A 23199-nucleotide genomic window follows, 5' to 3' on the forward strand; every position below is an offset into this window, starting at 1 on the left:
GGAACATCTCGATCCTCCTGCGTCCCACCGGGCGTACCTCCTGGAGCAAAAGCTCGGAAGGTAGCCAAGGGGTCAGGTTCGAGACGCCCGCGGCGCCGGCCGCGGTGGCCGGTATATGCCGACGCTCAGCTGGCCGGATTACGCCGACTGCGCCGTGGCCGGTTTATGCCGCCTCTGGACTGGCCGGTTTATGCCGACTCCGCCGCTCAGCGCCACCACCCGCAGAGTGGCCGGATTACGCCGCCTCTGAAGTGGTCGGTATATGCCGCTCGCTGACAGCGGCACGGCGTTGATGACGCTAGCCAGGGGTCGCTCTGGCGGCAGCGGCCGCCACGGCCATGTCGTGGACTACCGCCACGTCATCCATGCCCTGCGCCGCAAGCCCATGGCGCTGCTCAACCTGGTCTACCGCGACCAGCTCTTCCCGCGCGAGGCCTACCGGCTGACGTTCGAGAGGCTGTGCGAGCAGCTGCCGCCGCGCGCGGCGTGCAAGACGATGGGCGAGCTGCTGAGCCTGGCGCATGAGCGCACCTGCGAAGCGCACCTGGGCCAGCTGCTGCAGCGGTACCTGGCGGAGCACCGGCTGCCTGACCTCAACGAGCTGAGGGCGCGCTTCGCGCCGGACCCGGCGAGCTTGCCGGAGGTCTGCGTGCAGCTTTGCCGGAGGTCTGCGTGCAGCTAACCTCGCTGACGGACTACGAGGCCCTAGTCCAGCGCCACCAAGAGGTGCAAGCATGAGCGGCGACTTCGACCCCACGCGGCTGACGTTGCTGCTCAACGAGCTGCGGCTGCCCGCACTCAAGCAGATCTGGCCTGCCTTCGCCGAGCGCTCCGACAAGGAGGGCTGGCCCGCCGTTCGGCTGCTCACGGCGTTGGCGGAGCACGAGCTCGCCGAGCGCGACAGGCGTCGCATCGGGCGCCACCTGGGCGAGGCCAAGCTGCTGCCGGGCAAGACGCTGGAGAACTTCGACTTCGAGGCGGTACCGATGATCTCCAAGGCCCAGGTCGCGGCGCTGTGCGCCGGCGACGGTTGGCTGCGCCACGGCGCCAACCTGATCCTGATGGGACCACCGGGCGGCGGCAAGTCGCTTGGCCTAGGCCCTGGGCCACTGTGCGGTGCGCCAGGGCGTGGACGTGGCCTTCATGACCTGCAGCCAGCTCACCGCCTCGCTCAACGCCGCCCGCGCCACCGGCGGCTACGAGCGCCGGCTGGCCAACCTGGCGTGCGTGCCACTGTTGATCTTGGACGAATTCGGTCTGAAACCACTGCGCCCGCCGGCCGACGAGGACCTGCACGAGCTCATGGCCGAGCGCTACGAGAGCGTGGCCACCATCGTCACCAGCAACCTCGACTTCCACGAATGGGACCAGGCCTTCCCGGCCAACAAGCTGCTGGCCAGCGCCACGCTGGACCGCATGCGCCACAACGCCTACTGCCTGGTGCTTGACGGCGCGAGCTACCGCATGCCGCGGCAACTCCCTACCGTCATCCACAACCGGCTTGCCAGCGGCTCCAAGGCCGCCCAAGCTTGAGGCCGTCACCGGTGTCCTGAGAGCCCTTCGACGTGGCTCCTATATGCCGAAAAAGGCCGGCTCCTATATGCCGGAAAGTGACACGCCCAACGCCGAGCAGTTCCTGCACGACGCAGTGGCCTACTACGCCGCCCTGGGCATCACGGTGCGGCGGGTGCTCACGGGCAACGGTTCGGCGTTCCGCTCGCACGCCTTCGCTACGGCGTGCCGCGCGCTGGGCATCTGACACAAGTTCACCTGGGTCTATCGGCCGCAGACCAATGGCAGGGCCGAAATCCAGTCGGCACTGCGCGAGTAGGCCTATGGCTGGACTTACCAAAGCTCCATCACCCGTACACAAGCCCTGGCAAGCTGGCAGCACCACTACAACTGGCATCGTCCGCACGCCGGCAGCGGTGGCATTGCGCCTATGAGCCGACTTTCCGCAGCAGGAAACAACGTCTTGACGGTTCACAACTGCTGATCGGCGCGTAGATTGCTCAACCCCGTCAGTCTCTCCAAGAGGGCCAACATGGGACAGTTGCTTTCGAGCCGTGCTGTCGACTGGCGCGAGGGTCGGCGACTGCATGCCTAGGAACTGCACGAGGCAGGCTGGACACAGGCAGAGATTGGCGAAGCGCTAGGTGTCACGCCGGGTGCGGTTTCGCAGTGGATGCGCCGCGGGCGTGAAAGCGGCGGGATAGTAGCGTTGAACAAGCGCAGCGCTCCTGGGGCGGCGTGCAAGCTCTTAGCTGAGCAACGGGCTCAGATCCTGACCTGGCTCGACGAAGAAACCCCGGCGCACAGGTTCAGCGGTGAGTTGGGGACACGCAAACGCATTGTGGCACTCATCGAGCGAAAGCTCGGCGTGCACTACCACCCAGGGCATGTCAGCAAGCTGCTGCAGGGGTGGAAGTGGAGTCCTCAAAAGCCTGGGTTGCGCGCAACGCAGCGTGATGAAGAGGCCATCGCGCAGTGGTATCAAGAGCACTGGCCGGCCATTAAAGAATCAGGCGCTACAGGAGGGCCGCAAGGTGGTGTTCGTCGATGAGAGCGGCCTCTACTTGCTGCCGGCCGTCGTGCAGACGTACGCGCCTGTTGCCCACACGCCGAGGTTGCACCGGCGCCTGACGCCTGACGCCTGACGCCTGACGCCTGACGCCTGACGCCTGATCATCTGTCTGTCATCGGCGCTGTGGGTGAGGGGGTGTACCTCGAACGCTTCTCCGGTTACGCGCCCGAGATCGATTCCCAAAAGGAAATCTGGCGGCACCTGAAGCATGTCGAGTTGCGTAATGCCTGCTGCGCCAGCCTCGCTGAAAGCTAGAAAGCTGCGCGTCGCTTGCCAGCGACTTCGGCAGAAGCCGCGCATCATCCGGGCCTGCATTGCACATGCTGGCTTGGTTAGCTATCAACACGCCGATCAGTAGTGGGGCCTTGCGATTGAACGGCTTGGAGCAATATCCGCAGCAGATGCCAGCACACACCAAGTCGATAGAATGAGTTCATGCCCTCGGATCCCCCTAAGCCCCCTTCGCGAGCTCCTGTCGTGCCTGGGCGCGACGAAGGTGCTGTTGTTGTGGAGCGCAAGACCGTTCGCACCCGGCCACCGCGCATGTATCAAGTTGTACTACTTAATGACGACTACACGCCAATGGAGTTCGTGGTGATGGTGTTGCAGGAATACTTCAAGCGTGACCTGGAGACAGCAACCCACATCATGTTGAAGATTCATCACGAAGGTCGGGGCGTCTGCGGTGTCTACACCAAAGACGTTGCGGCTACCAAAGTCGAACTCGTACTGGCAGCGGCTCGCCGCTCCGGTCATCCGCTGCAGTGCATTATGGAGGCCGCATGATTGCGCAAGAACTGGAAGTCAGCCTGCACATGGCGTTCGTTGAGGCACGCCAGCAGCGGCATGAATTCATTACCGTCGAGCATTTGCTCATGGCCCTGCTCGACAATCCGTCTGCAGCAGAGGTACTACGAGCATGCGCAGCGAACATTGATGATCTGCGTAAAAGCCTTTCCGCTTTTATCAAGGAGAATACGCCTACGGTGGGTGGTACTGATGAGGTGGATACGCAGCCCACGCTAGGTTTCCAACGCGTTATCCAACGCGCCATCATGCATGTGCAGAGCACAGGCAGCGGAAAGAAAGAAGTTACAGGCGCTAACGTGCTTGTGGCGATTTTTGGGGAAAAGGACTCGCACGCGGTCTATTATTTGCACCAGCAAGGTGTTACCAGGCTGGACGTGGTGAATTTTATTGCTCATGGCATTAAGAAATCAGATCCGCCAGAGCCTACGAAGTCCAACGACAACAGCAGTAACAACGAAGGCGAGAAGGAAGAAGCGGGTGAAGGCAAAGGATCCCCGTTGGATCAATTTACTCAAAACCTCAATGCTCTTGCCAATGCAGGCAAAATCGATCCGCTCATCGGCCGCGAGAGCGAAGTTGAGCGAGTCATCCAGGTGCTGTGCCGCCGCCGTAAGAATAATCCATTGTTGGTAGGCGAAGCTGGTGTAGGCAAGACTGCGATTGCTGAAGGTTTGGCATGGCGGATCACCCAAGGTGAAGTACCAGAAGTGTTGACTGGTTCTACAGTGTACGCACTCGATATGGGTGCGCTGTTGGCGGGAACCAAGTATCGCGGTGATTTTGAGCAACGCCTTAAAGGCGTGCTTAAACAGCTGAAGGACCAGCCCCACGCAATCTTGTTTATCGACGAAATCCATACGCTGATTGGTGCGGGTGCTGCCTCGGGCGGCACACTGGATGCCAGCAATTTGCTTAAGCCAGCCTTAAGCTCAGGCGCCATGAAGTGCATTGGAGCTACAACCTTCAGCGAATATCGTGGCATCTTTGAGAAAGACGCAGCCCTGTCGCGTCGTTTTCAGAAAGTAGACGTTGTTGAACCTTCTGTAGAACAGACGGTAGAGATTTTGAAGGGCTTAAAGTCTCGTTTTGAAGAGCACCATAGCGTGAAGTACGCCCTTGGTGCACTTCAGGCAGCAGCTGAGCTTTCAGCCAAGTATATAAATGACCGACACCTGCCTGACAAGGCAATTGACGTGATTGACGAGGCTGGCGCGGCGCAACGCATCCTGCCAAAGAGCAAACAGAAGAAGACTATTACCCGCACCGAGGTGGAGGAAATTGTCTCCAAAATCGCCCGTATTCCACCTGCCTCAGTGTCGAGTGATGACCGCAATAAACTCAAGACACTGGATCGCGATCTTAAGAGCGTGGTGTTCGGGCAGGATCCTGCCATTGACGCCTTGGCGGCTGCTATCAAGATGGCACGATCTGGTCTAGGCAAACCTGATAAGCCGATCGGCTCGTTTCTGTTCAGTGGACCGACTGGCGTGGGTAAGACTGAGGTCGCCAAGCAGTTGGCATTCATCTTGGGCATAGAACTCATTCGCTTCGACATGTCGGAGTACATGGAGCGCCATGCGGTAAGCCGACTTATTGGTGCTCCTCCAGGCTATGTTGGTTTTGATCAAGGTGGCTTACTGACCGAGGCCATCACTAAGAAACCGCACGCAGTGCTGTTGCTTGACGAGATCGAAAAGGCACATCCGGACGTCTTCAATGTCCTGCTTCAGGTCATGGACCATGGCACCCTAACCGACAACAATGGGCGCAAGGCTGATTTCCGCAACGTCATCATTATCATGACGACCAACGCGGGGGCAGAAACCATGAACAAGGCCACTATTGGCTTCACGACGCGGCGTGAGAGCGGCGACGAGATGGCCGACATCAAGCGCTTATTTACACCTGAATTTCGCAATCGGCTTGATGCCACCGTCAGCTTCCGAGCGCTGGACGAGGAGATCATCCTGCGCGTGGTGGACAAATTCCTGCTGCAACTGGAAAGTCAGTTGGCTGAAAAGAAGGTTGAGGTAACTTTCACTGATGCGCTGCGCAAGCACTTGGCGAAGAAGGGTTTCGATCCGCTCATGGGGGCCCGCCCGATGCAGCGCCTAATCCAAGACACTATCCGCCGTGCACTAGCAGACGAGTTGTTGTTTGGGCGTCTGGTTGACGGTGGCCGTTTGACAGTAGACCTTGACGACAAGGAAGAAGTGCAACTGCAAATTGAGCCGCGTAAGAGCGACCGGCCGCGTGCGGAGCCAGCCACGACGTCTTAACATTTACGTAAGCCCTCTTAGAGAGGGTTGAATAAATCAAACCTCATGTGCGGCTGATGTTCATACGCCGGTCGTGATGCACACCAAACGCCGCCAGTGCTCGTTCCAGGCGTGGGTGCGCTCGACGATACAGCCTATGGGTAGGACGACGAAGGCCCTTGGGTACCACAGAGGACTCAGCCCGGGTGGCGTACACACTTCGACGTCCAGTCCATGGGCTGCGTGCTTCAACACTGGCGGCCGTCCCGCGGACCACTTGTGCTTCGCCCCTGGCTGATCATTGCCCTATTGCATCTATGCCTGTCACCCCACAGCAAGGCCTGCGATGAGGTGTCCGGCAAATGATTTATTTGTTCAATACCCTCATAGGCCCATTAAATATTTTCCGCTGGATCTTGCAAATAGTACGAAGCTAGCAACCGGTACATTGCTGGCTGTTGACCTTTCAACGCCAATGGCGTGACGAAGAATGCTTCGCTGGCTACGGCGAAAAATTCTTCCAGGCCTTCACAACCATAAGGGTCTATGGCGGTACTCATGCCTTGATCCACCCACCGACACAGACGCTTAAATTCAGACTCGAGCACCTTCCGCCAGCGGTGCTGGGACTGCGGGTCTGGCAATAACGGCAAGCCATCGGCCATACCGTCGCGCATATCCAGTACATGAGCAAACTCATGGATTACGACGTTGTACGCCGGTCCATTTTCCAACGCCCCGGCACTATAGACATCGTTCCAGCTCAACATCACGGGACCGCCACTCATGGTTTCGCCGGCCAGGACCTCGTCATAGCGATGCAAGACGCCGACGTCGTCCAACTGCTCGCGTGGCGCGATCACCGCGTCAGCATGGAGCACGATGCCAACAAAGCGGTCATAGCAAGAAAGCCCCAGCTTCAATACAAGAAGGCAAGCCTGCGCCGCTACGGCAACGACGACGTCATTCCGTAGCTCAAAGCCTCCGGCACCATGGAACTCCTTGCTGTCGAGAAAGACGCTGCACATCCGCCGCAGGGCTTGCAGATCTGCCTCGCTGCGATAGCGCAGAAAAGGAAAGCGTCGCAGTGTCAGTTGCCACAGGGCTTCGGGAATTGGCCTCCGCTGCAGAGCGCGATTTTCGCGTCTCTGTTGCAAAGCTTGGCGCAACCAAGCCAGCATGTTAGAAGCCTAGGTCCAGTCTCAAAAAGCCTTCGCCGGTAAGACGCAATACCTGAGCTCGATTTGGCCCCGGGCCGTCCAGCTCCCAGTCAGACAAGACATGACGCTCAAGTGCAGAAGGCCATGACTCACTGCCTGGGCGATGGGTGTGACCATGCACGAGCACTTTGCAACCAGCAGCGTTGAGCCATGATTGGGCCATGTGTACATCTATGTCAGCCCAGGCAGCTGGATTGTTTTGATGCTCGCGGCTGGCATCCCGCATCGCTTTTGCGAGCGCGCGCCGCTCCAGAAGAGGGCGCGCTAAAAAAGCTGTCTGCCAAATAGGATCACGTACTTGGCTACGGAAACGTTGGTAGTTGGCATCGTCAACGCATAGCAAATCACCGTGGGTCAATAAGAGTTGCTGTCCATAAGCTTGAAGTACCGTCGGATCGCTCAACAGTTGGATGCCGCAGGACTGCAGCAGATCCATGCCGAGAAGAAAGTCCCTGTTGCCGGGCATAAACCCAATCCAGCAGCGTTGGGCCGCTTCGCGCAGGACACGGATACCCTGGGCTTCAAAGCCCTCCTGCTGCGCTGTATCGTTTCCTATCCAGGCTTCAAACAAGTCCCCCAAGATGAAGACGGCATGGGCAGGGGTATTGAACAAATAGTTGGCCCAAGCGTGGAAAACCCGGGGACGCGCTGCGTCTAGATGCAAGTCGCTGATGAAGTCGATGCAGTCCCAATGCGCCAGAGCAATAAGACGCTCAGGCGCCGGTATACCGGTCCTGTCACGGAACACCAAGGTCAAGCAATCTCGACTACACGCTCGATGATCACGTCCTGCAGCGGAACGTCGCCATGACCACCGCGGTTGCCGGTGGCTACACGCTCGATTGCATCTACGACTTCGGTACCAGCGACCACCTTGCCAAACACGGCATAGCCCCAACCGTCCTGCGAGCGATCCTTATCCAGAAAGCCATTGTTTTTGGTGTTAATAAAGAATTGGGCCGTGGCCGAGTGCGGTGCCATGGTACGGGCCATGGCGACGGTGTACTTTTCATTGCGCAAGCCGTTGGCACTCTCATTATTGATAGGCGTCCCGGTAGCCTTTTGTTTCATGCCGGGCTCGAAGCCGCCGCCTTGAATCATGAAGCCTTGGATGACACGATGAAAAACAGTACCGTCATAGTGACCCGCACGCACGTAATTCAGGAAGTTTTCAACAGTAGTGGGCGCTTTGGCGTCGTCGAGCTCAATGCGGATTACGCCCGCGCTGGTGGTCATTTCAATGGTCTTGGTCATGGTTACTTCTCTAGAGTGACTTTGTTGATCAACACTGGCTGCAGCGGTACGTTCTGATGCGGTCCTTTGTTTCCAGTGGGCACTTTCCGGATTTTGTCCACGACATCCATTCCCAACACCACCTTGCCGAATACGGCATAGCCGTTACCGTCCCGAGCATTGGGCTGATCAAGGAAAGGGTTGTCTTTGACGTTGATAAAAAATTGGGCTGTGGCCGAGTCCGGCACCATGGTACGCGCCATGGACACACTACCACGCACATTGGACAAACCGTTGCGGCTCTCCAGCGGAATGGGAGCGCGGGTAGGCTTTTCCTTGAGGTCCGGCGTCATGCCGCCACCCTGAATCATGAAGTCCTCAATCACCCGGTGAAAGACCGTGCCGTCGTACTGACCTGCGCGCACGTACTGCACAAAGTTGTCTACCGTCTTAGGCGCCTTGTCCGATGCCAGCTCGATGACGATGTCGCCTTCCGAAGTTTGCAGCTTCACTTTTTGAGCCAGTGCTGATGAAGCAGAAGTGCACAGAGCAAAGGCTACGCTAAGAGTGGCGAGAGCAGCGAGTCGAGGCATGGGCGAGGCGTCCTTGGCTATACTGATCCGATTCTACTGAAGCCCCCGGCGCCCGTTTCCCGGCCGGCGCCTGCCGGGCGGGTCGCGCCAGGGGCATTCTTTGGCGCCTGCTGTCGCCCTCCCGTCGATGAGTCTTCGCATCTACAACACGCTCAGCCGTCAGGTTGAGTCTTTCTCCCCCATTGAGCCGAAGCACGTGCGCATGTACGTGTGCGGCATGACGATCTACGACCTGTGCCATGTTGGGCACGCGCGCATGATGATGGCCTTCGACATCGTCAGCCGCTGGTTGCGGGCCAGTGGCTTCGAAGTCACCTATGTGCGCAACATCACCGACATCGACGACAAGATCATTCGTCGTGCGCTGGAGCGTGGCATTCCGATCCGACAACTCACCGACGAGATGATCGCAGCTATGCACAAGGACATTGCTGCCATCGGAATCGAGCCGCCAACGCACGAACCTCGCGCCACTGAGTACGTGCCACAGATGCTGCAGATGATTCACCGCCTAGAAGACAAGGGCTTGGCCTACCGGGCCACAGGCGGCGATGTGAATTTTGCGGTGCGCAAGTTTCCTGGCTACGGCAAGCTTTCTGGCAAGTCACTCGATGAGCTGCGTGCCGGAGAGCGCGTGGCGGTGCTTGAAGGTAAGGAGGACCCGCTGGACTTCGTGCTGTGGAAGGCAGCCAAGCCGGAGGAGCCGGACGATGCCAAGTACGCCAGCGACTTTGGCCCAGGGCGCCCGGGCTGGCACATCGAGTGCTCAGCCATGAGTTGCGCTCTGCTGGGCGAGCATTTCGACATCCATGGCGGCGGCATGGATCTGCAGTTTCCTCACCACGAGAACGAGATCGCGCAAAGCGAAGGTGCCAGCGGCAGGACGTTTGTCAATGTGTGGATGCACAACGGCTTTCTCAACGTGGATAACGAGAAGATGTCGAAGTCACTCGGCAACTTCTTCACAATCCGCGACGTCCTCAAGAGTTTCGATGGCGAGACAGTGCGCTTCTTCATGTTGCGCACGCACTACCGCAGTCCGTTCAATTTCAGCGACGCTAATCTTGAAGACGCACGCCACGCGCTGCGCCGTCTCTATACGGCGCTTTCCAGCGTGGAGGGCGTGCCTGTACTCGCAACCATTGACTGGACGCAGCCCCAAGCTGCGGTTTTCCGGGCTGCGATGGACGACGATTTCAACACGCCCGGTGCCGTGGCGGTGCTGTTTGAACTGGCGACTGAGGTGAACCGCAACCGCTCCGTGGAAGCCGCCACTCTACTCAAGGCTCTCGGTGCCACATTGGGTCTGCTGCAGCAGTCTCCGCGAGCCTTCCTTCAAGGCGGTGGCGTCTTGGATGAAGCCAAGGTTCAACAGTTGATCGAACGGCGTGCCGAAGCCAAGAAGGCTCGCGACTTTGCCACCGCCGACGCTATCCGGCGCGAGTTGACCGAGCAAGGCATCGTGCTGCAGGACTCAGCACAGGGCACAACTTGGGTGAAGGCCTGAATGGTGCGTCCGGCCACAGTGGTCACGCCTGCTTATTGGGACGAGGCGTGCAAGCACCTCGCCAAGCGTGACCGAGTGATGCGCAAACTCATCCCGCAGTTTGGCGAGGCCCGGCTGCAATGTCGGGGTGACGCTTTCACGACGCTGGCACGCTCCATCGTCGGACAACAAATTTCGGTGCGTGCAGCGCAGTCGGTGTGGGAGCGCTTCATCACCCTTGCCGGCGGCCGTGCCACGAGGCTGCAGCCGGCAGCAGTGCTGGGTTTGGAGCTGCCGGCCATGCGGGAGGCGGGTTTGTCAGCGCGCAAAGTGGAGTATCTGCGCGACCTGGCGACGCACTTCAGTGACGGTACGGTACACGTGCGCCAGTGGCAGCAGATGGATGACGAGGCCATCATTGAGGAACTTGTCGCCGTGCGTGGCATCGGTCGCTGGACGGCGGAGATGTTCCTGATCTTTCATCTGATGCGCCCCAACGTCCTGCCGCTGGACGACGTGGGTTTGTTGCGGGGTATCAGCCTCAACTATTTCAGCGGCGAGCCGGTATCAAGGGCGGAAGCCCGCGAGGTGGGGGATGCCTGGGCGCCGTACCGTTCCGTGGCGACTTGGTACCTCTGGCGCAGCCTCGATCCGGTGCCCGTCGAATACTGAGCCGTCGCGGCAAGGAGCTTTTCTTCATGAGCAAAAAACATTTCCTCGAATTCGAACAGTCCGTCGCCGAGTTGGAAGGCAAGATTGAGGAACTGCGCTATGTGCAGACCGAGTCTGCCGTGGACATCTCCGAGGAAATCGAGCGGTTGCAGAAGAAGAGCCTGCAGCTCACCAAGGACATCTACGCCAATCTGACACCGTGGCAGGTGACGCAGATTGCCCGTCATCCGCAGCGGCCTTATACGCTGGACTACATCCAAGAGATCTTTACCGATTTCCAGGAACTGCACGGCGATCGCCACTATGCCGACGACCAGTCCATCGTTGGCGGTCTGGCTCGCTTCAATGGGCAGGCCTGCATGGTGCTGGGCCACCAGAAAGGCCGCGATACCAAGGAACGCGCGGCACGTAACTTCGGCATGAGCCGTCCCGAAGGCTATCGCAAGGCGCTGCGGCTGATGAAGCTGGCGGAAAAGTTCGGACTACCTGTGTTCACGTTTGTGGATACGCCGGGCGCTTACCCGGGTATCGGCGCCGAAGAACGCGGGCAATCCGAAGCCATTGGCCGCAACATCTATGAAATGGCGCAATTAGAAGTGCCCATCATCACCACGATCATCGGTGAGGGCGGCTCCGGCGGTGCACTGGCCATCAGCGTGGCCGACCAGGTGCTGATGCTGCAGTTTTCCGTCTATTCCGTGATTTCACCCGAGGGCTGTGCGTCCATTCTCTGGAAAACGGCGGAGCGCGCCGCTGATGCCGCGGAAGCGTTAGGCATCACGGCCCACCGACTCAAGGCATTAGGCCTGATCGACAAGATTGTCAGCGAGCCTGTGGGTGGCGCGCACCGTGACTCTCGTCACATGGCCGCGACGCTCAAACGCGCGCTCAATGACGCGCTGCGCCAGGTGGTGGACCTCAAGCCGCGTGAGCTGCTGCAACGCCGCTACGAGCGGCTGCAGTCGTATGGCCGCTTCAGCGACACCACCGAGCGCTGATTCCCTCTGCGTCGCCGTAGCCGCCAGCGGAGGGCGCGACTCCACTGCGCTGCTGTATGCCACCGCCCGTGCTGCTCAGGCGCTCGGGTTGCGTGTGCTCGCCCTGCATGTACACCATGGCCTGCTGCCCGAAGCCGATGCCTGGGTGGAGCACCTGCGGCGCCAGTGTGCCGACTGGAGCGGGCAGGGCCTTCCTGTAACACTGCGCTGGTGCCGGCTCGATGGCTCTCCCAAGCGGGGCGAAAGCATCGAAGCCTGGGCACGGCGCGGGCGCTATGCCGCGCTGGCGCGTATGGCTTGTGAGGAAGAGGCCAGTCTCGTTCTGCTGGCCCATCACCGGCGAGACCAGGCCGAGACCTTCATGTTGCAGGCTCTGCGCGGCAGCGGCATGGCCGGGCTGGCGGCTATGCCGAAGCAGATCGTGCGCGATGGTGTGCTGTGGGCACGACCCTGGTTGCAACAGCCCTCGGAGGCTGTGGAGGTCTATGTGCATTCACATGGCCTGTCGTTCGTCCAGGACCCGAGCAACGACGATTTGAGTTTTGCGCGCAACCGGCTACGCCACCACGTCATGCCCGCGCTGACGGCGGCATTTGCGCACACCGAGCAAGCGCTCTGCGCCGCAGCCCGGCAGGCCCAACAGGCCCGCGAGTGCCTGCAAGCGCTGGCGGAACTCGATCTGGCAAAGGTGGAGGAGGGCAGCGCACTGCGCTTGCCCGCCCTGGAGATGTTTCCGGTAGCCCGCCGGGTAAACGTGCTACGCCACTGGCTGGGTCAGCGTTGCGGCCGAGGACCCAGTGAGTCGTTGCTGCAGCGCCTTGTGCAGGAGCTTCCCGGGGACTCCCCGGCGCAGTGGACCGTCGGCGGGCATGTACTGCGACGCTACCGCGGTCTGCTGCGCTGCGAGCCAGCATGTTCAGCGTCAATTTTGCTCAATGCCAGCCGGCAGCAGGCCATCTCGGTAGCCGAGGCTGGCTGCTATCACTTGTCGGGCTGGGGCGGTTCGTTGCGAGTGAAACCTGTTGCCGAAGCAGGCGTGGCCTTGTCCCGGCTCCAAGACTGCTGCCTGCGCGAGCGCAGCGGCGGCGAACAGTTTCAGCGCAGCCCTCACAGCATCCCGCGTAGCCTAAAGAAGCAATACCAGGCAGAAGGCGTCCCGAGTTGGCAACGAGGCGGGCCGCTGCTATGGCACGGCGATGCGTTGTTGTTCGTGCCTGGACTCGGCATCGATGCCCGGCTGTGGGCACCGCCGGGCACGCCGCAATTCGCACTCGAATGGGTGTCCGATACAGCGGGCTAGAATCGCGGGTTCGCGGGCCACTGGCGCCTCGCGGCAAACACCGGGCCTGTTTCACACACCATGGCATTGATAGTTCACAAGTACGGCGGCACGTCGATGGGCTCAACCGAGCGCATCCGCAACGTCGCCAAGCGCGTGGCCAAGTGGGCACGTGCGGGCCACCAGATGGTGGTCGTTCCCTCCGCGATGAGCGGCGAAACCAATCGGCTGCTGGGGCTGGCTAAGGAGCTCTCGCCCAAACAGAGCTCTCCGGCGCTGATGCGCGAACTCGACATGATCGCCGCCACCGGCGAGCAGGTGTCGGTGGGCCTGCTGGCCATCGCGCTGCAGGCCGAGGGCGCGGAGGCTATCAGCTACACAGGCTGGCAGGTGCCGGTGCAGACGGATTCGGCCTACACCAAGGCGCGCATTCAAAGCATCGATGATGCTCGCGTACGTGCCGATCTGGCCGCAGGCCGTGTGGTGATCATCACCGGTTTCCAGGGCATCGACGCCGAAGGCCACATCACGACGCTGGGCCGTGGCGGTTCCGACACCTCGGCGGTCGCGGTGGCGGCGGCGATGAGGGCCGACGAGTGCCTGATCTACACGGACGTCGACGGTGTCTACACCACCGACCCGCGCATCGTGCCCGAAGCGCGCCGGCTCTCGACCATCAGCTTCGAAGAGATGCTGGAGATGGCGAGTCTGGGCTCCAAGGTGCTGCAGATCCGCTCGGTGGAGTTTGCGGGCAAGTACCGTGTGCCGCTGCGCGTGCTCTCCAGCTTTACGCCCTGGGACATTGATATCGAAGAGGAAGCCCGCTCCGGCACCCTGATCACCTTCGAGGAAGACGAAAAGATGGAACAAGCCGTTGTCTCCGGCATCGCGTTCAACCGCGACGAGGCCAAGATCACTGTCATGGGTGTGCCCGACAAGCCCGGTATCGCTTACCAGATTCTGGGCGCCGTAGCCGAGGCCAACATCGACGTCGACGTGATCATCCAGAACGTGTCGCACGACGGGAAGACCGACTTTTCGTTCACGGTGCATCGCAACGACTACCAGCGCACCATGGAGTTGCTGCAGAGCCAGGTCGCCCCGGCCACGGGTGCCGCGCAGGTGCTGGGCGATACCAAGATTTGCAAGGTCAGCATCGTGGGCATCGGCATGCGTAGCCACGCCGGCGTCGCCAGCAAGATGTTCCGTGCCCTGAGTGACGAGGGCATCAATATTCAGATGATCACGACCAGCGAGATCAAGACCAGCGTCGTGATCGACGAGAAGTACATGGAACTGGCCGTGCGCGCACTGCACAAGGTCTTCGACCTCGACCAGGAACCGGCCGCATCCTGATAAAAATGAAAAAACAGCAGGGTAGCTGCACAGATCGCAAAAACCCTGTTAGAATCTAAGCTTCGCTGGAGTCGTGACCGAGAGGCCGAAGGTGCTCCCCTGCTAAGGGAGTATGCGGGCAAAACCTGCATCGAGGGTTCGAATCCCTCCGACTCCGCCAAGACCGCATGAGACCGAAGATTCGCAAGAACCTTCGGTCTTTTTGCTTTTGGGCTCGACGATCGATGAGCTGCGGCTCAGGCCGACATCCCGGCGAGTGCGCGTGCCAATTCCAGGACAGAGCAGGGCGCGCAGCCCTCAGCCTTGTTGTTGATGGTGACGTAGACGCTGCGGCCGGCCGACAAGGTGCCCCCAATCACGCGCGCCAAGCCTTGACGGGTAGAGAGGTCCGGCGCACACAACTTGTCGAAGGGTGCCCAGCGATCCTTGGCACTGGCGTAACTCTGGCCTCGCTGCAGGTTCCAGCGGCACACCAGATCTCCTGGCCAAGTTGCGCGCAGCAAAGGCAGCTGCTGGTCGAGACCCGGCATGCGGTCATGCAGACCCAGGCAATAGCGCACGCCATGGGCTTTCAAATGCGCCGCAAGCCAGGGCTGCAACAGTTCCGGGTCGCGCAGCTCCAGAGCGAGCCGGCTGCCTGATGGAACCTCGGGCAGCAAGGCCTGCCAAAGGCGATCCAGTTGCGCCTCCAGCCGCACCGGGTCGTGCAGCCAAGCCGGCGGCAACGGTGACAGCTGGAACACGAGCACGCCGAGCTTTTCACCCAGGCCTTGAACGGCCGGCCGCAGGCATTGCTCCAGTGCCATCTGGGCATCCAGGAACGACGGGTTGCTGCGCTCGGCACGTCCGCCCGCATCGCGCCGAACGGCGTCGCTGACCAGCGCCGCCGCCTTGACGACGAATCGGAATCCCGCCGGTACCTGGGCTGCCAGGGTGGCATAGGCGGCGGCCTCCAATGGGCGGTAGAAGGCCCGGTCCAGACTCACGGTGCGCAACAGCGGATGCGCGGCATAGGCCTGCAGGCCTTCACGCGACAAGCGTGCCTCTGGATAAGCCTGTGCCCAAACCAGGCCGGCCCAGCCGCTGAAATTCCAGGACGACGTTCCCAGATGCAGCCGTCCGTCCCAACGCTCGTTCAGCCGGTGTGCCAGTTCCTGCAGCTCAACATCGATTGGCGCGGGCTGAACGGTGGCGACTTCCAGCGGCGGCTCATTGAACAGCGTTGACTGAAGGAAAGAGGAGTTCGTCATCGGGCAGAGACAACGCGCAAAGAACTACGCAGCCCTGGCAGGCGGCAAGCCTGGATGCCGTCAGCCTCGACACACAAACATGGAACCACCATTGCAATTTCACATAATACGCATTGCAGCGTCAGTATACAATTGTGGCATGGCGTCCTCCCTAATCCCATGGCCGCATCGGGCCGGCATCTAACGGCGTGCCGCCGCCTCCAGTTCGTCCGCCAGCGCATCGCGGCTCACGCCTCGTGCAAAGTCAGCTGCGCTCAATCCGCGCTGATTGCGTGCCTTGGCATCAGCGCCGCGCTGCACAAGCAGCCTGGCGGCATCGATAGCCCCATAGCCGGCCGCCATCATCAGCGGCGTGCTGCCATTGGGACTGACCGCGTTCACCGGCGCCCCCGCCTTGAGCATCTCCACCACCGGCCCAAGCTCCGGGCACGACGCCGCGTAATGGATGGGCGCCCAGCCCTCGCGATGGACGCGTGCACCGCGCTGGATCAGGCGCTGCATCCACGCCACATGGCCACGCAGCGCCGCGATCATCAATGGCGTCTCGCCGGCGGCATTGGACGCTTCCAGATCCAGTTGCGAATGCGCCCACAGCGCCTCTGCGGCGGCCAGCGCATCTTCCTTGAACGCGAAGCTCAGCGCCGGCTCGCCACGCTCGTTGCGCGAGTTGGGATCAAAACCGCGCCGCAACAGTGCCGCCACGCTGCGCCCATCGTCGCGCTCGACGGCCTTGAAGAAATCCTCGTAACTGCCGGCCCAGGCAGGGCCCACGCCCAGCAATGCAGCCAGGCCCCCCATCAGCACCGAGCGCCTGACAGCGCCTCGCCGCTGTTCCCCTCCAAGGCCACTGCTCATGCGGCCCCCAGTGACGGCACCTTGAACAGCCTTTCGAAATTGGCGCTGGTGGCACGGCCGATGTCCTCGGCGCTGCAGCCCTTGAGCTCGGCCAGCTGGGCCGCGACATGCGGCACGTAGGCCGGCTGGTTGACCTTGCCGCGGTACGGCACCGGAGCCAGGTACGGGCTGTCGGTTTCGATCAGCATCCGGTCCATCGGCACGAACCTGGCAACCTCGCGCAGGTCCTGCGCATTGCGGAACGTGAGGATGCCGGAGAAGGAAATGTGGAAGCCCAGGTCCAGCGCGGCACGCGCCACGGCCTCGGTCTCGGTGAAGCAGTGAAAGACGCCGCCCGCCTGCTCACCGCCCTCCTCGCGCAGGATCGCCAGCGTGTCGTCGCTGGAGCTTCGGGTATGGATGATCAGCGGCTTGCCCGTGGCACGGGCGGCACGGATGTGCACGCGAAAGCGCTCGCGCTGCCACTCCATGTCTTCGAGGCTGCGGCCGTTGAGGCGGTAGTAGTCCAGCCCCGTCTCCCCGATGCCGACCACGCGCGGCCGCGCCGCCAGCTCGCACAAGTAGCCCACCGAGGGCTCCAGCACATCCTCGTTGTCGGGATGCACGCCCACGCTGGCCCAGAAGTTGTCATGCGCCATCGCCAACGCATGCACGCTCTCGAACTCTTCCAGCGTGGTGCAGATGCACAACGCGCGGTCCACATCCGCGGCAGCCATCGCGGCGCGGATCTCGTCCAGGCGCGCCTGCAGTTCGGGAAAGCTCAAATGGCAATGGGAATCGACGTACATCGGAAATCAGTCCAACAGGTCCCGCGACCACGCGCGAAACGAAAGATTTAGAACTCAGAACACCTGGGTCGGCCGTACCGAGGCCAGCTCGGCGCCCAGGATCTCTTCGATGCGGGCCTTGAGCGCACGCGACTCCGCATCGCCGGCAAAGACCACGCCCACGCCCTGCGCACGGCCGCCCGTGGCGTTGACCGGCGTGATCCAGGCCACCTTGCCGGCCACCGTCCGACGCTCGGTTTCGCCCGGCAAGGTCAAAACGACCTCGTACAGGTCGCCCAGCCGATGCTCTCGCGCCGTGGCAATGAACAGCCCGCCTTCGGCAAACAGCGGGATGTAGGCCGCGTACAGCGCCGCCCTGTCGGTTAGCGCGAGTGGCACCAGCGTCGGCTGCGCCGGGATCGGTTCGATGGGCAGGCTGTCGTTCATCAGCGCCCCAGTGTAGTGAGACGCCCACGCCCGGCCGACGCGGGCTTGCCCGGCCACAGTGCCGCGGCCTGGGCCACCAGCGATTCGGCCAGCAGCGGCGCGTTCCAGGGATGCTCGTCGTGGCGCGACAGCTGCGTCAGCTCCCGCGACCACGCCGCCAGCGCCGGCAGTGCGGCACCCGGCGGCAGCGCCTCGGCCGGGAAATAGCGTGGCGCACCGCCGGCGGCCACCGCCATCAGGTCGTGACAGAGCTTGAGCAGCGTCTCCAGCAGCCGCGGCAGCGGCCACTGCGCCACCGCGCCGGCATCGCCCTGGCGCAGGCGCTGCGGCAGCGCGCTCCAGCTGTCGGCATCGATGCCCTCACTGGCCAGCGCCTGGGCTTCCAGCGGGCGGCCGCCCGCGGCATCGAGCAGCACCGCCGGCTGCGCGATGCCCCGCTCCTGCAGCCAGGCCAGTGCCGCCTCGCGCGTCGGCAACGGCAAGGCCAGGCGCTGGCAACGGCTGCGGATGGTGGGCAGCAACAGCTCCGGGTCGGTGGTGGTCAGCAGCAGCCGCACCTGCGGCGCGGGCTCCTCCAGCGTCTTGAGCAGCGCGTTGGCGCTGGCCTCCTGCATGGCCGTGGCCGGATGGATCAGCAGCACCTTGGCCACGCCGCGCGACAGGCTCTGGTGCGTCCAGTCGATGGCCTGGCGCACCTCCTCGATGCGAATCCACTTGCTGGGCTTGGCGTCCTTCTTGCGCCCCTCCTCGTCGGGCCAGCCCAGGGGCTCGCGCAGCGCCTCGGGCAACAGCAGCCTGAAATCCGGATGGCCATGCGTGTCCATCAGGTGGCAGGCCGTGCAGCGCCCGCAGGGTCGCTGGACGCCCTCGCCCGTCGCCTCGCACAGCAGCGCCCGCGCCAGCTCGAAACCGAACTCGTACTGCCCGACACCGGCCGGGCCGTGGATCAGCAACGCGTGCGAGCGCTGCCGCAGCGCCTGCTGCAGCGGCCCATTCAGCCAGGGCAGCGGCGCGCTCACCAGCCGCGCTCCTGCAGCTCCCGCTCGATCTGCGCCCACACCGCCTCACGCGGCTGCTCAGCGTCGATGCGGATGAAACGCTCCGGTGCCGCCGTGGCGCGTGCCGCATAGCCCTCGCGCACGCGGGTGAAGAAGATCTCGTCCTCGCTCTCGAAGCGGTCCGCCGCCCGCGCCGCCGCCCGGCGCCGCGCGGCCACGGTGGGAGGCAGATCGAACCACAGCGTCAGGTCCGGCTGACGGCCCTGCTGCACCCAGCCTTCCAGCTGGCCCAGCACGGCCAGGTCGAAGCCGCGGCCGCCGCCCTGGTAGGCGAAAGTGGCATCCGTGAAGCGGTCGCACAGCACGGTGGCGCCACGCGCCAGGGCCGGCTCGATGCGCTGGCGCAGGTGGTCGCGCCGCGCGGCGAACACCAGCAGGCTTTCGGTGAGCGCGTCCATGGGCTCGTGCAGCAGCAGCTCGCGCAGCCGCTCGGCCAGGGCTGTGCCACCGGGCTCGCGCGTGAGCAGCACCTCGCGCCCGCGCACGCGCAGCCACTGGGCCAGCGCCTCGATGTGCGAGCTCTTGCCCGCGCCGTCTATGCCTTCGAAGGTGATGAAGCCGTGGTTCACGAATGGAGGAAGTTGAAGTCAGGGCGCGTTGCCGCGGGGCGCGCGCTGGTACTGGTTGACCGCCCGGTTGTGGTCGGCGAGGTTGTCGCTGAAGACGCTGCTGCCGTCGCCCCGAGAGACGAAATACAGCGCCTGCGTCGGCGCTGGCTTGACGCTGGCGCGCAGCGAGTCCATGCCCGGCAGGGCAATGGGCGTGGGCGGCAGGCCCTGGCGGATGTAGGTGTTGTAGGGGGTGTCGGCCTGCAGGTCGCGCTTGCGCAGGTTGCCGTCGAAGCGCTCGCCCAGGCCGTAGATCACGGTGGGGTCGGTCTGCAGCGGCATGCCCACGCGCAGCCGGTTGAGAAACACCGCCGCCACCTTGGGCCGGTCCGTCGCCTGGCCGGTTTCCTTCTCGACGATGGAGGCCAGCACGAGCAGCTCGTCCATGCTGCGCAGCGGCGTGTCGGCCGGGCGCTCGGCCCAGACCTGCTCCAGCCGGCGTTGCATCGCCGCATGCGCGCGCTTGAGCACCGTGAGATCGCTCACGCCGCGGCTGTAGGCATAGGTGTCCGGGAAGAAGCGCCCTTCCGGCGCCACACCCGGCGCGCCCAGCGCGGCCATCAGCTCCGTGTCGCTGAGTGTGACGGTGACGGGCTTCAGGGCCGGCGAGCGCGCGAGCTCGGCGCGCAACTGCTTGAACGTCCAACCTTCGATGAAGCGCACGCTCTCCAGCACCTCGTCGCCGCGCACCATCTTGTCCAGCAGCTGACGCGGCGTCACGCCGCGGTGGATCTCGTAGCTGCCGGCGCGGATCTGGCGGGCTTGGCCGGACCAGCGAAACCACTGGTACAGGAAATCCGGCGAGGTCTGCACGCCGGCCTGCACCCAGGCCTGGGCCACGCCGCGAGGCGCCGTGCCGGCTTCGATGGACAGCTCCACCGAGTCCGCCGCCAGGGGCAGCGGCCGCTGCAGCCACCACCAGGCAGCGCCCGCGGCGGCCAGCACACTCGTGGCCAACAGCAGCGCGAGCGCCAGCAAGATCCGCCTCATCACCACACCAACACCGCCCCGGGCAAAGCCGCTGATGATAATGGCCGGATGACCGACACCCTCATTCCGGCAGGTACCTTCGACGGTGCCGTGCCTTTGACGCACTGGGGCCTGGTGCGCGCCCGCGGCGAGGATGCCGCGTCCTTCCTCCACGGCCAGCTCACGCAGGACATCCAGTCTCTGGATGCCGCCTCGGCCCGCCTGGCGGGCTACTGCTCGGCCAAGGGCCGGCTGCTGGCCAGCTTCATCACCTGGCGTCCCGCACCGGACGAGGTGCTGCTGGCCTGCAGCGCCGACGTGCTGGCCGCCAGCCTCAAGCGCCTGTCGATGTTCGTGCTGCGCGCCAAGTGCAAGCTCAGCGAGGCCACCGACCTGCGCCTCTACGGCCTGGCCGGCCCCAGTGCCGCAGCCTGGCTGGGTGACGCCGCGCCGCAGCAGCCCTGGCAGCGCGTGCGCCACGGCGAGGCCGACGTGATCCGCCTCCCCGACGCCGACGGCATCCCGCGCTGGCTGCTGGCCGCCGCGGCCGAGGCGCCGGCCCCCGCGCTGCCGGCACTGAGCCAAGAGGCCTGGCGCTGGCTGGAAGTGCGCAGCGCCCTGCCGCGCGTCGTGGGCCCGACTGTCGAGCAGTTCGTGCCCCAGATGGTGAACCTGGAGCTGGTGGGCGGCGTGAACTTCAAGAAGGGCTGCTACCCGGGCCAGGAAGTGGTGGCGCGCAGCCAGTACCGCGGCACGCTCAAGCGCCGTGCCTTCCTGTTCGATGCCGAGGCCGACGCCGCGCCGGGCCAGGAGGTGTTCGCCGCCGGCGACGACCCGACGCAGCCGTCGGGCATGGTGGTCGATGCCGCCTCGCTGCAGGGCCGCCACGCCGCGCTGGTGGAGCTGAAGATCGCCGCGCTGCAGGCGCCCTCGCTGCACCTGCGCAGCCCCGACGGCCCGGCGCTGCGCCAGGCGCCCTTGCCTTACGACCTGCCGCTGGATGCCGCCTGACTTGACGAGCGCCCCGGGCGGGCGCCAGCTGTTCGTGTACTACCGCGTGGCCCTGCCCGACCTGGGCGCCTGCGTGCAGGCCGTGCGCGGGCTGCAGGCCGGGTTGCAGCGCACGCATCCGGACCTGCAGTGCGCGCTGCTGCAGCGTCCGGAGAGCGAGGATGCCGACGGCCAGCGCACGCTCATGGAGTGCTACGCGCGCCCGGGCGGCATCGACGCGGTACTGCAGGCGCACATTGCCCATGCCGCGACGGCGGCGCTGGCGCTGCTGGTGCTGGGCCCGCGCCACGTGGAGATATTCGAGCCATGTGCCTGATCGCTCTGGCCTGGGATGCCGATCCCCGCTTCGACCTGGTGGTGGCCGCCAACCGGGACGAGTTCCTGGACCGCCCCACCGCGCCGCTGCACCGCTGGCCGGACGGCACGCTCGCCGGCCGGGACCTGAGGGCCGGTGGCACCTGGATGGGCCTCACCGTCACTGGCCGGCTGGCCATGCTCACCAACGTGCGCCGGCCCGGCGCGGTTCGCCCCGACGCGCCCTCGCGCGGCGAGATCGTGACGCAGTGGCTGCATGGCGCTGCCGAACCGGCCGGCTTCTGCGCCGAGCTGGCGGCTGCCGGCCATAACCCGTTCAACCTGATCGCGGGCGACATCGCAGGCGGCGAGCTGTTCTGGACCGGCAGCGACCATCCGACGCCGCATCCGCTGGCACCCGGCCTGCATGCTGTTTCCAACGCCGTGCTGGACACGCCCTGGCCCAAGCTGCGCCGGCTCAAGGCCGGCTTGGCGCAGGCGCTGCGGGAGAGCGACAGCGCCGAGGCGCTGGTCGAGACGCTGCTGCATGCGCTGTCGCACCGTGAGCGCGTGCCCGATGCGGAGCTGCCCAGCACCGGGGTGCCGTTGGAGCTGGAGCGCGGCCTGTCCTCCGTGTTCATCGACATGCCGCACTACGGCACGCGCAGCTCCACGGTGCTGGTGCGCGAGCGCGAGAGCCGGCGCCTCGTCGTGGTGGAGCTGAGCCATGGCCCGCAGCCGCAACGCCGGCGCGTGGAGCTGCCGCAGTGGCCTGCAACGATGCCGACCACACCATCTGCCGAGGCGGTCAGCGTCGCCTCCTGAAAAACCATCTTGGAAGGCGCCGGGCTTCAGCTCTGGTCCTGGTCCAACACCAGGACCATTTCCACATGCGGAAGCCCCGCCTCGATGAACTCGTCGCCGCGCACCGTGAAGCCGGCCGGCAAGTAAAAACTGGCAGCTGACTGCTGCGCGTGCAGCATCACCTCGCGAGCGCCCTGCGCATGGGCTGCGTCCAATAGAGCCTGCAGCAAGACCTGGCCCACGCCCTGGCCGCGCTGCGAACGCAGCACCGCCAGGCGGCCCAGCTTCATCACGCCATCGGGCAGCGGCAGCAGCCGGCCGGTGCCCACAGCTTGGCCCGCAGCATCGAAAGCCACGGCATGCAGGCAGCCGGTGTCGGCCGGGTCGCGTTCCAACTGGGCTGGAATGCCCTGCTCCTCCACGAAGACCGCTTGGCGAATGGCTTGAGCCGCAGACCCCAGTTGCTGCCAGCTTCCTGTACGGACTGTGGTGTCGCAGTGAGGTGGATGAATGTTTGAGTTAATCATGTACGTTGTTTCAGCTTGCTAAACAGAGCGCCATGTTCCTGCGTCGAAGGCCGGGCCGTACTCCTCTTCGCTTTCTGGCACGACCATCGCGCAGGAATGTCATGTACGTTGCTCAGGTAA

The 23199-nt window shown here is 63.6% G+C and carries 24 protein-coding genes, 1 tRNA gene and 3 pseudogenes; 16 read left to right on the forward strand and 12 right to left on the reverse strand.

Annotation, left to right across the window (positions count from 1 at the left end; translation table 11 throughout):
* Window positions 1-280: 280 nt before the first annotated feature.
* From HHL10_RS20625 to clpA, 7 genes and pseudogenes are all read left to right on the forward strand, one after another.
* Window positions 281-682: pseudogene (locus HHL10_RS20625) on the forward strand (IS21 family transposase); the annotation flags it as partial.
* 52 nt (window positions 683-734) lie between these two features.
* Window positions 735-1028: pseudogene (locus HHL10_RS31055) on the forward strand (ATP-binding protein); the annotation flags it as partial.
* Between the two features lie 115 nt (window positions 1029-1143).
* Complete coding sequence (locus tag HHL10_RS31060; protein ID WP_259373274.1) at window positions 1144-1533, forward strand: ATP-binding protein; 390 nt, start codon at window positions 1144-1146, stop codon at window positions 1531-1533.
* 91 nt (window positions 1534-1624) lie between these two features.
* Window positions 1625-1996 (forward strand): annotated as a pseudogene (locus HHL10_RS20635) (integrase core domain-containing protein); the annotation flags it as partial.
* Window positions 1997-2110: 114 nt separating this feature from the next.
* Window positions 2111-2563 (forward strand): winged helix-turn-helix domain-containing protein, encoded by a 453-nt coding sequence (locus HHL10_RS20640; RefSeq protein ID WP_259373276.1) that lies wholly within the window; start codon window positions 2111-2113, stop codon window positions 2561-2563.
* A gap of 456 nt (window positions 2564-3019) precedes the next feature.
* Window positions 3020-3370: an ATP-dependent Clp protease adapter ClpS gene (clpS, locus tag HHL10_RS20645; RefSeq protein ID WP_169162291.1), complete on the forward strand. Its 351-nt coding sequence runs from the start codon at window positions 3020-3022 to the stop codon at window positions 3368-3370.
* Window positions 3367-5673 carry an ATP-dependent Clp protease ATP-binding subunit ClpA gene (gene clpA / locus HHL10_RS20650; RefSeq protein WP_169162292.1) on the forward strand — a complete coding sequence of 769 codons (2307 nt, stop codon included), beginning with the start codon at window positions 3367-3369 and terminating at the stop codon, window positions 5671-5673. The genes clpS and clpA overlap by 4 nt, the downstream gene beginning before the upstream one ends.
* 374 nt (window positions 5674-6047) lie before the next feature.
* Here clpA and HHL10_RS20655 read toward each other — a convergent pair whose 3' ends face one another.
* Genes HHL10_RS20655 through HHL10_RS20670 form a run of 4 tightly spaced genes read right to left on the reverse strand, consistent with a single transcriptional unit; the run spans window position 6048 to window position 8698 of the window.
* A complete protein-coding gene (locus HHL10_RS20655; protein WP_169162293.1) occupies window positions 6048-6833 on the reverse strand; it encodes a M90 family metallopeptidase in 786 nt (261 codons plus the stop codon).
* Between the two features lies 1 nt (window position 6834).
* Window positions 6835-7620, reverse strand: coding sequence for a UDP-2,3-diacylglucosamine diphosphatase (locus tag HHL10_RS20660; RefSeq protein ID WP_310734644.1), 786 nt, complete (start codon window positions 7618-7620; stop codon window positions 6835-6837).
* 5 nt (window positions 7621-7625) lie between these two features.
* Window positions 7626-8126 (reverse strand): peptidylprolyl isomerase, encoded by a 501-nt coding sequence (locus HHL10_RS20665; protein WP_169162294.1) that lies wholly within the window; start codon window positions 8124-8126, stop codon window positions 7626-7628.
* A gap of 2 nt (window positions 8127-8128) precedes the next feature.
* Window positions 8129-8698, reverse strand: a complete 570-nt coding sequence (locus HHL10_RS20670; protein WP_169162295.1) for a peptidylprolyl isomerase — start codon at window positions 8696-8698, stop codon at window positions 8129-8131.
* A gap of 127 nt (window positions 8699-8825) precedes the next feature.
* On the opposite strand from HHL10_RS20670, the gene cysS reads away from it, so the two are divergent.
* The 6 genes from cysS to HHL10_RS20700 all read left to right on the forward strand — a co-directional run bounded on the left by cysS (window position 8826) and on the right by HHL10_RS20700 (window position 14649).
* Window positions 8826-10205, forward strand: coding sequence for a cysteine--tRNA ligase (gene cysS, locus HHL10_RS20675; protein ID WP_169162296.1), 1380 nt, complete (start codon window positions 8826-8828; stop codon window positions 10203-10205).
* Complete coding sequence (locus tag HHL10_RS20680; RefSeq protein WP_169162297.1) at window positions 10206-10856, forward strand: DNA-3-methyladenine glycosylase family protein; 651 nt, start codon at window positions 10206-10208, stop codon at window positions 10854-10856. It begins immediately after the preceding gene.
* A 26-nt stretch (window positions 10857-10882) separates the two neighbouring features.
* Window positions 10883-11854, forward strand: coding sequence for an acetyl-CoA carboxylase carboxyltransferase subunit alpha (locus HHL10_RS20685; RefSeq protein ID WP_169162298.1), 972 nt, complete (start codon window positions 10883-10885; stop codon window positions 11852-11854).
* On the forward strand, window positions 11823-13154 hold the full coding sequence (gene tilS, locus HHL10_RS20690) for a tRNA lysidine(34) synthetase TilS (RefSeq protein WP_169162299.1): 1332 nt from the start codon (window positions 11823-11825) through the stop codon (window positions 13152-13154). The genes HHL10_RS20685 and tilS overlap by 32 nt, the downstream gene beginning before the upstream one ends.
* 60 nt (window positions 13155-13214) lie before the next feature.
* The gene (locus HHL10_RS20695; protein WP_169162300.1) at window positions 13215-14489 is read left to right on the forward strand and encodes an aspartate kinase; all 1275 of its coding nucleotides are present in this window, start codon (window positions 13215-13217) and stop codon (window positions 14487-14489) included.
* A 67-nt stretch (window positions 14490-14556) separates the two neighbouring features.
* A tRNA-Ser gene (locus HHL10_RS20700) sits at window positions 14557-14649 on the forward strand.
* 76 nt (window positions 14650-14725) lie between these two features.
* On the opposite strand, the gene HHL10_RS20705 is transcribed toward HHL10_RS20700, so the two are convergent.
* From HHL10_RS20705 to mltG, 7 genes are all read right to left on the reverse strand, one after another.
* The gene (locus HHL10_RS20705) at window positions 14726-15739 is read right to left on the reverse strand and encodes a DUF72 domain-containing protein (protein ID WP_169162301.1); all 1014 of its coding nucleotides are present in this window, start codon (window positions 15737-15739) and stop codon (window positions 14726-14728) included.
* A 180-nt stretch (window positions 15740-15919) separates the two neighbouring features.
* Window positions 15920-16537 (reverse strand): ankyrin repeat domain-containing protein, encoded by a 618-nt coding sequence (locus tag HHL10_RS20710; RefSeq protein ID WP_235971685.1) that lies wholly within the window; start codon window positions 16535-16537, stop codon window positions 15920-15922.
* A gap of 53 nt (window positions 16538-16590) precedes the next feature.
* Window positions 16591-17382, reverse strand: a complete 792-nt coding sequence (locus HHL10_RS20715; protein ID WP_169162303.1) for a TatD family hydrolase — start codon at window positions 17380-17382, stop codon at window positions 16591-16593.
* A 54-nt stretch (window positions 17383-17436) separates the two neighbouring features.
* Window positions 17437-17808: a PilZ domain-containing protein gene (locus HHL10_RS20720; RefSeq protein WP_169162304.1), complete on the reverse strand. Its 372-nt coding sequence runs from the start codon at window positions 17806-17808 to the stop codon at window positions 17437-17439.
* The gene (locus HHL10_RS20725; RefSeq protein ID WP_310734641.1) at window positions 17808-18827 is read right to left on the reverse strand and encodes a DNA polymerase III delta subunit-related protein; all 1020 of its coding nucleotides are present in this window, start codon (window positions 18825-18827) and stop codon (window positions 17808-17810) included. The genes HHL10_RS20720 and HHL10_RS20725 overlap by 1 nt, the downstream gene beginning before the upstream one ends.
* A complete protein-coding gene (tmk, locus tag HHL10_RS20730; protein WP_169162305.1) occupies window positions 18824-19435 on the reverse strand; it encodes a dTMP kinase in 612 nt (203 codons plus the stop codon). Before tmk ends, HHL10_RS20725 begins: the two co-directional genes overlap by 4 nt.
* A gap of 18 nt (window positions 19436-19453) precedes the next feature.
* Complete coding sequence (gene mltG / locus HHL10_RS20735; RefSeq protein WP_169162306.1) at window positions 19454-20464, reverse strand: endolytic transglycosylase MltG; 1011 nt, start codon at window positions 20462-20464, stop codon at window positions 19454-19456.
* A gap of 48 nt (window positions 20465-20512) precedes the next feature.
* Here mltG and ygfZ point away from each other — a divergent pair, with 48 nt between their 5' ends.
* From ygfZ to HHL10_RS20750, 3 genes are read left to right on the forward strand one after another with little or no spacing between them, the layout of a single operon-like run.
* On the forward strand, window positions 20513-21454 hold the full coding sequence (ygfZ, locus tag HHL10_RS20740) for a CAF17-like 4Fe-4S cluster assembly/insertion protein YgfZ (RefSeq protein ID WP_169162307.1): 942 nt from the start codon (window positions 20513-20515) through the stop codon (window positions 21452-21454).
* A gap of 1 nt (window position 21455) precedes the next feature.
* Window positions 21456-21770 (forward strand): DUF4936 family protein, encoded by a 315-nt coding sequence (locus tag HHL10_RS20745; RefSeq protein ID WP_169162308.1) that lies wholly within the window; start codon window positions 21456-21458, stop codon window positions 21768-21770.
* A complete protein-coding gene (locus HHL10_RS20750) occupies window positions 21761-22573 on the forward strand; it encodes an NRDE family protein (protein WP_169162309.1) in 813 nt (270 codons plus the stop codon). Before HHL10_RS20745 ends, HHL10_RS20750 begins: the two co-directional genes overlap by 10 nt.
* Before the next feature lie 26 nt (window positions 22574-22599).
* On the opposite strand, the gene HHL10_RS20755 is transcribed toward HHL10_RS20750, so the two are convergent.
* Entirely contained in the window at window positions 22600-23079 is a 480-nt protein-coding gene (locus HHL10_RS20755) for a GNAT family N-acetyltransferase (protein ID WP_169162310.1), read from the reverse strand.
* Between the last annotated feature and the right edge of the window lie 120 nt (window positions 23080-23199).

The sequence above is a fragment of the Azohydromonas caseinilytica genome, assembly GCF_012927045.1.
In the GTDB taxonomy this organism is placed as follows: Bacteria; Pseudomonadota; Gammaproteobacteria; order Burkholderiales; family Burkholderiaceae_C; genus Azohydromonas; species Azohydromonas caseinilytica.